General features: G+C 62.2%; 8 protein-coding genes. 2 read left to right on the forward strand and 6 right to left on the reverse strand.

The window, feature by feature from the left end:
* The first annotated feature begins 116 nt into the window (after window positions 1-116).
* Together ppx and IEX16_RS14865 are read left to right on the forward strand one after the other, a co-directional pair.
* Complete coding sequence (gene ppx, locus IEX16_RS14860; RefSeq protein ID WP_188709258.1) at window positions 117-1,613, forward strand: exopolyphosphatase; 1,497 nt, start codon at window positions 117-119, stop codon at window positions 1,611-1,613.
* A 72-nt stretch (window positions 1,614-1,685) separates the two neighbouring features.
* Entirely contained in the window at window positions 1,686-2,105 is a 420-nt protein-coding gene (locus tag IEX16_RS14865) for a hypothetical protein (protein WP_188709259.1), read from the forward strand.
* Window positions 2,106-2,116: 11 nt separating this feature from the next.
* Here IEX16_RS14865 and IEX16_RS14870 read toward each other — a convergent pair whose 3' ends face one another.
* The 6 genes from IEX16_RS14870 to IEX16_RS14895 form a co-directional block, all read right to left on the reverse strand.
* Window positions 2,117-2,590, reverse strand: coding sequence for a SixA phosphatase family protein (locus IEX16_RS14870; protein WP_188709275.1), 474 nt, complete (start codon window positions 2,588-2,590; stop codon window positions 2,117-2,119).
* On the reverse strand, window positions 2,590-4,692 hold the full coding sequence (ppk1, locus tag IEX16_RS14875) for a polyphosphate kinase 1 (RefSeq protein WP_188709260.1): 2,103 nt from the start codon (window positions 4,690-4,692) through the stop codon (window positions 2,590-2,592). Before ppk1 ends, IEX16_RS14870 begins: the two co-directional genes overlap by 1 nt.
* 89 nt (window positions 4,693-4,781) lie before the next feature.
* The gene (locus IEX16_RS14880) at window positions 4,782-5,852 is read right to left on the reverse strand and encodes a glycosyltransferase family 4 protein (RefSeq protein WP_188709261.1); all 1,071 of its coding nucleotides are present in this window, start codon (window positions 5,850-5,852) and stop codon (window positions 4,782-4,784) included.
* An 8-nt stretch (window positions 5,853-5,860) separates the two neighbouring features.
* Window positions 5,861-6,724, reverse strand: a complete 864-nt coding sequence (locus IEX16_RS14885) for a UDP-2,3-diacylglucosamine diphosphatase (protein WP_188709262.1) — start codon at window positions 6,722-6,724, stop codon at window positions 5,861-5,863.
* Window positions 6,724-7,569: a GNAT family N-acetyltransferase gene (locus tag IEX16_RS14890; protein ID WP_188709263.1), complete on the reverse strand. Its 846-nt coding sequence runs from the start codon at window positions 7,567-7,569 to the stop codon at window positions 6,724-6,726. Before IEX16_RS14890 ends, IEX16_RS14885 begins: the two co-directional genes overlap by 1 nt.
* An 81-nt stretch (window positions 7,570-7,650) precedes the next feature.
* The gene (locus IEX16_RS14895) at window positions 7,651-9,597 is read right to left on the reverse strand and encodes a PhoX family protein (RefSeq protein ID WP_188709264.1); all 1,947 of its coding nucleotides are present in this window, start codon (window positions 9,595-9,597) and stop codon (window positions 7,651-7,653) included.
* Between the last annotated feature and the right edge of the window lie 182 nt (window positions 9,598-9,779).

Raw genomic sequence — 9,779 nt, forward strand, 5'->3', positions numbered from 1 at the left:
TGCCCCCCGAGGGGGCTGTGCTTGCTTGGGGCGGCCCTGCGCTGCGCACGGCGGCGCTCGGCGACCGCCTCTGACATGAATGCTATGCTGGTTGCGCCCCTAACAGCCGCTCACACATGCAAAATGGAACTCGCCTCGCTGCGGTGGACCTCGGGTCCAACAGCTTTCGCCTTGAAATAGGCCGTCTCGACAACGGGCGGATTCACCGCACCGAATACCTCAAGGAAACGGTGCGCCAGGGCAATGGCCTGGACGGTGACCGCAATCTGACCTCCGAAGCGATGCAGCGCGGCTGGGACTGCCTGGCACGTTTTGGGGAGCGCCTGGCTGGCTTCAAAAAAAGCGAGGTCCGGGCGGTGGCCACGCAGACGCTGCGCGAGGCCCGCAATCGCGACGAATTTCTTGCAGGCGCGCTCCCGATGCTGGGTTTTCCCATCGACGTGATTTCCGGCCGCGAGGAAGCCCGCCTGATCTACCAGGGCGTCGCCCACATGCTGCCGCAGTCCAGCGAACGTCGGTTGGTGGTCGACATCGGTGGGCGTTCCACCGAAATGATTTTGGGCAAGGACCTGGACGCGCTGGTCATGGAGTCCTACCGCGTCGGCAGCGTGGCCTGGTCGATGAAGTATTTTCCGGAAGGCCAGTTCAATGCCCGCGCCTTTGCGGCAGCCGAGGTCGCAGCCAAGGCCGTGCTTGACGAAGCCATCAACCTCTACCCGGCCGGGGGTTGGGAAGTTGCCTACGGCTCTTCCGGCACCGTGGGTGCCGTCGCCGACGTGTTGGGCGCCGCAGGCTGGCCGCAAGGCCTGGTGACCCGGGAGGGGCTGGACTGGCTGCTGGACCGGCTGCTCAAGGCGCAAAGCGCAGACCGGCTCAAGCTCGACGGCATGAAAGACGACCGGCGCGCCGTGATAGGCGGCGGCATCAGCGTGCTCAGGGCTGTCTTTGATTTACTCGGCATCACGCAGATGCAGGCAGCGCAAGGTGCCTTGCGCCATGGCGTGTTGTACGACCTGCTGGACCGCGAGCAAGACACCACCGACCTGCGTTCCACCACGGTGCAGCGGCTGGCCCGAAAATTTGAGGTCGATGCGGCCCAGGCCCAGCGCGTCAGCAAAACAGCGCGACTCTTGTTTCAGCAGGCCAGCGCCACCCTGCCAACGACCGAACTGGCCCGCTTCCAGCGCAAGCTCGACTGGGCGGCCCAGTTGCATGAAATCGGCAGTCATATCTCGCACAGTGATTACCACAAGCATGGCGCTTACATTCTGGACAACGCCGACGCACCCGGCTTCGCGCAGCCCGAACTGCACCGGCTGAGCCTGCTGGTGCTGGGTCACCGCGGCAAACTGCGCAAGCTCGAGGCCGATTTTGAAGACCCGGTGTTCGTGCAGCAGTTGCTGTGCCTGCGGCTGGCCGTGATCCTGTGCCATGCACGCCGTGACCCGGACCTGAAGGGCATGCAAATTGAAGCTGCGACTGGTATCCACCGGTTTGTGCTGGGCTGCCGCGCGGGCTGGGCGACCGCCTATCCACAGTCGGCGCATTTGCTGCGCGAAGAAGTGCTGGCCTGGCAAAAAACGCCATGGACCTTGATCGTACCCAGTCCGTGACGCTGGCAGTTTGACTTTGCAGGTTCGAACGGTATAAACTGTATAAACCGTTTATATAAAAGGAACTGAGTCATGGCAACTGCAAAAAAGAAACCTGTCACCCGCAAACAAACCGGCAGTATCGTCAAAAAAACGGCGGCAAAAAAGCCGCCGACCGCACCTGTACCAGCACGCCAGGCCGGCCCCGCAAAGCCAGCCCGTAAAACGCCCATTGCAAAAAAACCAGCCAGCAAACCAGCGCCGGCGCCCAAGGCGGAAAAACCCGCCAAGTCCAAAAAGCCCAAGCTGGTTCGCGACAGCTTCACGATTCCCAAGTCCGAGTATGTGGTGTTGGACGAGCTCAAGCTGCGCGCCGCCGCGCTGGCCAGGCCGGTTAAAAAAAGCGAACTGCTGCGCGCTGGGATCAAGGCGCTGGCCGCGATGCCCGATACCGCTTTTCTGACAGCGCTGAACAACGTCCCCGCCATCAAGACCGGCCGGCCTGCGGGCTGAAGGTCAGGTCCCTACAGCAGCTCCGGCGACTGCACCGTGACCACCACGGTCTGCGCGCCGGCTTCGCGATCGCGGTGACGCAGCCACCAGAGCGCACCCTTTTTCACCGCGCACTCTTCTTCCCGTAAACCGAGCAACTGTGAAATCACCTGCCCCAGCGTGGGCTGGTGGCCAATTACCAGGATCGGCAGCTTGTTGCCCGGCCACTGGACCAGCTCCAGCAACTGGGACGGTGGCGCATCAGGCCCGAGTTCCGCGCGTATCTTGTATTTGCGTCCCAAGGCCAGCGCCGTTTGCTCGCAGCGGCGCGCCGGGCTGACCAGTATACGGGTACGCTCCGGCAATTGGCGGTCCAGCCAGCCGGCCATGCGTGCGGCCTGCTTTTCACCCCGTGGCGTCAGTGAGCGCTCCAGGTCGCTGATGCTGTGGGCATCATCGGGCAGCCATTCTTCGGCCTCCGCATGACGCCACACGATCAGATCCATCACGTCCCATTCATGGCGGACCTGCCCGCCGAATAACGTGCCATCAACGCCGCCTGGGCGCCATGTTGCAAGCCGGGTTTCGTTGGCTGGACACGCAGGTAGCTGCCATCGGGCTGCAAATCCCAGGCGTCCACGCCATCGTGCAGGTAAGCGACCAGGCATTCGTCGATGATGCGCTGGCGAAGCTCCGGGTCGGTCACCGACCAGGCCAGCTCAACCCGCCTGAGCATGTTGCGGTTCATCCAGTCGGCGCTCGACAGATACAGCGTTTCTTCTCCATCGCAGCGGAAATAGAAGACCCGCGAATGCTCAAGAAAGCGGCCAATGACTGAACGCACGCGGATGTTGTCGGTCACGCCCGGTACCTGCGCCGGCAGCATGCAGGCGCCTCGCACCACCAAGTCAATCTTGACGCCGCACTGGCCAGCCCGGACCAGGGCCAATATCAGCGTCTCGTCGGTCAGCGCATTCATCTTGGCAACAATGCGCGTGTCCTTGCCCAGCGCAGCAACTTCACCCAGCGCGTCTATCCTTTCGATCAACTTTTTTTGCAACTGGAACGGCGCCAGCCACAGCCGATTGAGCTTGGGCAGTTTGCTCTGGCTGGCCAGGTGCACAAATACATTGTCGATGTCAGCGGTGAGCGCCGGGTCGGCCGTCAGGTAGCTCAGGTCGGTGTACAGGCGGGCTGTCTTGGGGTTGTAGTTGCCGGTGGACAGGTGTGCGTAACGCTTGAGATGCTGGCCTTCCCGGCGTGTCACCAGCAGCATCTTGGCATGGGTCTTCAGGCCGACCACGCCGTACACCACCTGCGCGCCTATCGACTCCAGCATCTCGGCCCAATTGATGTTGGCTTCCTCGTCAAAACGCGCCTTGAGCTCCAGCACCACCATGACTTCCTTGCCGCGACGCACCGCCTCACGCAGCAACACCATCATTTCGGAATCGGTTCCGGTGCGGTAAATCGTCTGCTTGATCGCCAGCACCTGCGGGTCGTTGACGGCCTCGCGCAGAAAGTCGAGCACGCCGTCAAAACTCTCAAAAGGCTGATGGATGGAGACATCGCCGCGTTTGAGCCGCTCAAAAAAAGACTCGCCCGGCACCAGTTGTGTCGGGTAGCAGCCCTTGTGCGGCGGAAAGAGCAGGCGCGGGTCATTGACCAGGTCTACCAGTTGGGTCAGGCGCACCAGGTTGACCGGGCCGTGCACCCGGTACAGCGAGGCTTCCGGCAGGTTGAATTGGCCAAGCAAGAAATCCGAGAGGTGTTTGGAGCAACCGGCCGACACCTCCAGCCGCACCGCCTGGCCGTAGTGGCGCTGCTCCAAACCCAGGCGCAGTGCCGTGCGCAGGTTTTTCACGTCGTCTTCGTCGACCGCCAGGTCGGAATGCCGCGTCACGCGGAATTGCGAGAATTGCGCCATCTCGCGGCCGGGAAACAGCTCGCTCAAGTGCGCGCGGATCACACTGGAGAGCGACACAAAACAGGTGTGTTTGCCCGAAACCTTGTCCGGCATGCGAATCAGGCGCGGCAACACACGCGGCACCTTGACGATGGCGATGTCGTTCTCACGGCCAAAGGCGTCGTGCCCACCGAGCCGGACAATGAAGTTGAGCGACTTGTTGGCCACTTGCGGAAACGGGTGCGAAGGGTCCAGCCCGACCGGAATCAGCAGCGGCCTTACCTCGCGCTCGAAGTAGGCCTGCACCCACTGCCTTTGCGCGGTGTTGCGGTCGCCATGCGACACGATTTTGATGCCCTGCTTTTCAAACAGCGGCATCAACTCGTCGTTGTACAGCGTGTACTGGCGGGCCACCATGTCATGCGCGGCCGCGGCAAGCGCCTCAAAGGAAGTTTCCGTGTATGCACCCTTGTGCTCTTTGGCCTGCGCTGCGGTCAGGTGCAGCGCCGCACGAACCTCAAAAAACTCGTCGAGGTTGGAAGACACGATGCACAAAAAGCGCAGGCGCTCAAGCAAGGGAACATCCGCGCGCTTGGCCCAATCCAGCACCCGCTCGTTAAAGGCAAGAATGCTGTGGTCGCGGTCCAGAAACTTCAGGGCTGCAGGGGTGGCGAGTGCGGGCAAGACGGTTGAATGAGACATGCGGCTTGGTTAATCCTGTAATCAAATTGACATGTTGCCAGTGTTGTCCATCCAGATGACAAACGTGTGACAAAAAGGTTACATGACCCTCATCCGGTCAGGGCATCTGATGCCAACACCGCGACACAGGCTTTTTCACGAACCGGCACCAGATGGCCTTCAAACAACCGAGCCGCGTGCGCCCAACTGAAATCGAGCGCGCGTGCACGCGCTTCATGACGCGAAATAGCCAACGCTCCTGCGCATGCCTGCTTCAGGTCGGCGTGCATGACGCCGCCGTGACAAGCGCCGTCCTGCGTGCCCAGCACCTCCAAAGGCCCGTCGACGGGATAGGCTGCGACCGGCGTGCCGCTGGCCATGGCTTCGAGCATCACCAGGCCAAAGGTTTCGGATTTGCTCGGAAAAACAAACACATCGGCTGCTGCATAAACGCCAGCCAGCACGTCACGGGGCAACACGCCCAACCAGCGCACCCCAGGGTAGCGCTCTTTCAGCGAGGTTTCCAGTGGCCCGACACCGCAGATCAGCTTGGTGCCCGGGAGGTCGAGTTTGAGAAATGCATCAATATTTTTTTCATACGACACCCGGCCAACAAACAAGGACACCGGCCTGGGCAGTGCACCCAGCGGCGGATACAGGCGCGGCTGCGGGTGAAAGGCAAATAAACGGGTGTCCACGCCATGCGTCCAACTGCGCAGCTTGCGAAAGCCGCGCTGCTCCAGCATGCGCAGCACGCCGTTGGTCGGCACCATCACGCCTGACGAGGCCCGGTGGAAGTACCGGAACAGCGCATATCCCCAGGACAGCGGGATTTTCAAGGCAGCGTTGAGGATTTCCGGAAACTTGGTATGAAATGCAGTGGTGAAGTGCAGGCCGTTCCGGATGCAGTAACCGCGCGCCGCCCAACCCAGCGGGCCTTCGGTCGCAATATGGATGGCATCGGGCTGGAGCATGTCCAGCTTTTCAGTCAGCACAAGCTTGGGGCGAATCGCCAGGTCGATGCCGGCATAGCCGGGGCAAGGCCGCGTCCTGAACAAGCCGGGGTGAATCACCTGGACCTGGTGGCCGAGTTTTTCTAGTTCATGCACCAGCTCCACCAGCGTGGTCACCACGCCGTTGACTTGTGGCTGCCAGGCATCTGTAATCAGCGCGATCTTCATGGGTGGCCTCACGCGGTGACTGGAGCAGCGACGTGCCCGCGGCCCTGGGTTTCGTGAGTTGGCGCCCAATGCAGCAATTCCAGCGTGCCGTCATAGTGCTCGACCAGCGCCGTTCGGCTTTCGACCCAATCGCCGTCGTTGCAGTACAACACGCCATTGATGTCCCGCATCTCGGCGCGATGGATGTGGCCGCAGACCACGCCCTGGTGGCCTCTGCGACGCGCCTCGTTGGCCACAGCCACCTCAAAGTCAGTAACATAGTTCAGCGCGCTTTTGACCTTTTGTTTGAGGTAGGCCGACAGCGACCAATATGGCAGACCCAAACGCGCGCGCAGGCTGTTCAGATGGCGATTCAGCTTGAGCGTGAACTCATACAGGTTGTCCCCCACATAGGCCAGCCACTTGGCGCACTGCACCACGGCGTCGAAATAATCGCCGTGCACCACCCAAAGTCTGCGGCCGTCGGCCGTGATGTGCACGGCTTCGTCGAGCACCTCGATGCCACCGAACTGGTGGCCGATGAATTCACGCGCAAACTCATCGTGGTTGCCCGGCACATAAATCACGCGGCAACCCTTGCGCGCGCGCTTGAGCAGTTTTTGCACCACGTCGTTGTGCGACTGCGGCCAGTACCATTTGCGCCGCAGTTGCCAGCCGTCGACGATGTCGCCGACCAGGTAGAGGTAGTCGCTGGGGTGAGCCTTCAGGAAGTCCAGCAGTGCGGCGGCCTGGCAGCCGGGTGTGCCCAGGTGCAGGTCGGAGATGAAGATGCAGCGGTAACGCTTGCGCAACGCCAGCTCGTCATGGTCGTCCGCGTCATCCGGCGACGGGCCATGGTTCAGCGGGCCGAGCTTGTCGAACAGCGTGCGCATCAGTCCCCCTTGCTGGAGAAATGCTTGCGATAACGTGCCGGCAGATCAGCGATACGCATCATCATCGGCAGGTCGGCGGAGTTGAAGTCGGGATCCCAGGCCGGCGCACCCAGCACCTTGGCACCCAGGCGCAGGTAACCCTTGATCAGCGCTGGTGGTTCGACATCCAGCGAGTCATCCAGGCGCTCGACCGGCAGCGGCAGCCGCGGCGTGACGTGGTATTCGATGGACGCCAGATGCGTTTGCCGCACCTGCCGCCAGATGCTGGCTGCGGCCTGGCCGGAAGAGGCGCCGGTATGCTGCATCGGGATGCTGGCGCAGCCGATCATGGTGTCGAGCTGGTTGCGCGCCATGAACTCGGCGAGCGCCCCCCACAGCGCCAGGATCACCCCACCGTGGCGGTGGTCGATATGCACACAACTGCGGCCCAGCTCGACCATGCGCGGGCGCAGGAAGCGCAGGCGCGTCAGATCAAATTCGGTGTCGCTGTAGGTGCTGCCGGCGCGTTTGGCCTGCGCCGGTGTCAGCACGCGGTAAGTGCCTATGACCTCCTGACTGGCTTCGTCACGCACCAGCAGGTGTTCGCAAAAGTCGTCAAAGATGTCGATGTCATGGCCCGGCAAAACGCCAGACAGCGTGGCGCCCATCTCGGTCGCAAAGACCTGGTACCTCAGGCGCTGCGCCTGCCGGACCTCGTCTTGGTGCCTGGCCCAGCCGACTTGGATTTTCCCCAGGGCAGGCCTTTGAACAACGGCTGGAAGGGGTGCATGAGAGCTTTGATGAAGTAACCCCCGTGGCATTGCGACTGGCGACAATGCAAAGGTGGGATTGGGCAGTTCTTTCATGATGACTCCTTGTTGTCAACTCGCAATAAACAAAACCGGAACGCTGTAAAAAAGCCCCGGAGTCGGGGCTGTCAATTCACATCAGGTGCCGACGGTGCCGCCATCCTTGCGACGGATCACGACGGTGGCCGAACGCGGCCGGCCGCCGGTGGGGCCGTCGGGCCAGTGGCTCACCGCTTTCGGCTGAGCCGGGTCGCCGCGCTCGCTGGCGGTTTCCCCGGGGTGCTGGATATTGATGAAGACCGCGCGGCGGTCCGGCGTGAATGTCACGCCGGTGATCTCGCAGCCGGCCGGCCCGGTCAGAAACCGTTTGGTCTCGCCGGTGGCCGGATCGGCGCACAACATCATGTTGTTGCCCATGCCGGCGTAGGCGCCCTTGTGCATGGCCGAGGTCGACACATCGGTCTGGATCCAGAGCAGGCCGCCAGCATCGAACTGCAGGCCGTCGGGGCTGCCATACATGTCGCCCTTGATCGTGCCGCGGTATTCGGCCTTGTCGGCATTCGGATCGCCAGCGAGCGCGAAGTGCATCCAGCGGAATTCGGTCGCGCTGGCATCGCCGTCGAAAGCGCCCGAGCCGCCCTGCCCCTTGCCTTCGCGCCAGCGGATGATGTGGCCCATGATGTTGTCGTTGCGCGGGTTGGAAGCGTCCGCCATACGGCCACCCTGGCCGCGCGCGCTGTTGTTGGTCAGAGTCAGGAAGACCTCGCCGGTGTTCGGATGCACCGCCACCCACTCGGGCCGGTCCATCTTGGTGGCGCCCACTGCATCGGCGGCCTGGCGGCATTTGATAACGACCTCGGCCTGGCTGGGGAAACCGGCGACGGCGGTCAAACCATCTTCACCGTGCACCAGCGGCAACCAGCGGCCATAACCCTGGGCATCAAAACGCGCCACGTACAGGGTGCCGTGGTCAAGCAGCTCGCGGTTGGCGCGGTAGCCACCGGGCTTGACCTTGTCGCGGCTGACAAACTTGTAGACATATTCAAAGCGCTCGTCATCACCCATGTACACAACAGCGCGGCCATCGCGGCTCAGCGTGGTGGTCGCGCCTTCGTGTTTGATGCGGCCCAGCGCGGTGCGCTTGATCGGGGTCTGGGTCGGGTCCTGCGGATCAATCTCCACCACCCAGCCAAAACGGTTTTGTTCGTTGGGGGTTTTTACCGCATCGAAGCGCTCGTCAAACTCGTGCCAGCGATAGCCAAAGCCCTTGCTGCGCAGGCCGTAACGCAACTCGTCAGGCGTGGGTTTGTCCTGGGCCGAGAAGTAGCCGTTCCAGTTTTCCTCACAGGTCAGAAAGGTGCCCCATGGCGTCTGGCCGGCCGCGCAGTTGTTCAAAGTGCCGAGCGGACGCGCGCCTTCCGGGTCGGCCGCGGTCTTGAGCAGCGCGTGGCCCGCAGCCGGGCCACTGAAGGCCATGGGCGTGGTCGCAGTGATGCGCCGCGCATAACGCGAGTTGGGCATCACGCGCCAGACGCCGCCGCGCTCGACCACCTCGATGATGCTTACACCATGTGCGGCCTGGGATTTGCGGACTTTCTCAGCCGTCCAGGTTTTCATGCCATCGCTGTGCAGCAGGCCGTCGTCGGTGTATTCGTGGTTGATGGCCAGCAGGCCGTGGCGCGGGTTCTTGTCCAGCGGGAAATATTCCATGCCGTCGTGGTGCATGCCTGCTTGCAGCAACTGCTCCTGCACACTGTTCGAGGCATCGCCGGCGAAGGTTGGAGCCGCCGCGCCGGCAACGCCGGTGGCGTCGCCCCAGCGGTACAGCACCTGGGCTTCGTATTCAGGCGGCACCACCAGCGCATCGGCGCTGGAGACCGGCACGCTGGTGAAGCCCAGCGATTTGCCTTTGGCGGCCGTGGCGGCATGGCCGGTCAGGGTATGCGAACCCATCAGCAACGCCACCGCCGCCGAGGTGCAGCGCAGCACATGACGGCGCCCGCCGTCTACCTCATGAATAGACGGATTGCCCGTCGTGTTGACGCCTTCTTCCGGCTCGTAAGCCTTGCCAAACCCTTGACCCATGAATTGCTTCCCATCGTGTTTTAGTTGATGCGGAGATTCTGGAATTGGGGGGTGACGGGTTCATGTCGGTTTGATGGCGGTTTAATGACAACCACCCACTGTCCTGGTCTAATAAATTCGTACACATAGATAGGTGTAAATCACCTGGATAATAAAAGTGACGAAAACGAAACGAAGAGTAT

The sequence above is a fragment of the Polaromonas eurypsychrophila genome (assembly GCF_014641715.1).
Classification (GTDB): domain Bacteria; phylum Pseudomonadota; class Gammaproteobacteria; order Burkholderiales; family Burkholderiaceae_C; genus Polaromonas; species Polaromonas eurypsychrophila.

Coding starts and splice junctions, on each gene's coding strand:
- IEX16_RS14865 (WP_188709259.1), top strand. CDS start 1,686: ATGGCAACTGCAAAAAAGAAACCTGTCACCCGCAAACAAACCGGCAGT.
- IEX16_RS14885 (WP_188709262.1), bottom strand. CDS start 6,724: ATGCGCACGCTGTTCGACAAGCTCGGCCCGCTGAACCATGGCCCGTCG.
- ppx (WP_188709258.1), top strand. CDS start 117: ATGCAAAATGGAACTCGCCTCGCTGCGGTGGACCTCGGGTCCAACAGC.
- IEX16_RS14890 (WP_188709263.1), bottom strand. CDS start 7,569: ATGAAAGAACTGCCCAATCCCACCTTTGCATTGTCGCCAGTCGCAATG.
- ppk1 (WP_188709260.1), bottom strand. CDS start 4,692: ATGTCTCATTCAACCGTCTTGCCCGCACTCGCCACCCCTGCAGCCCTG.
- IEX16_RS14880 (WP_188709261.1), bottom strand. CDS start 5,852: ATGAAGATCGCGCTGATTACAGATGCCTGGCAGCCACAAGTCAACGGC.
- IEX16_RS14895 (WP_188709264.1), bottom strand. CDS start 9,597: ATGGGTCAAGGGTTTGGCAAGGCTTACGAGCCGGAAGAAGGCGTCAAC.
- IEX16_RS14870 (WP_188709275.1), bottom strand. CDS start 2,590: ATGGATCTGATCGTGTGGCGTCATGCGGAGGCCGAAGAATGGCTGCCC.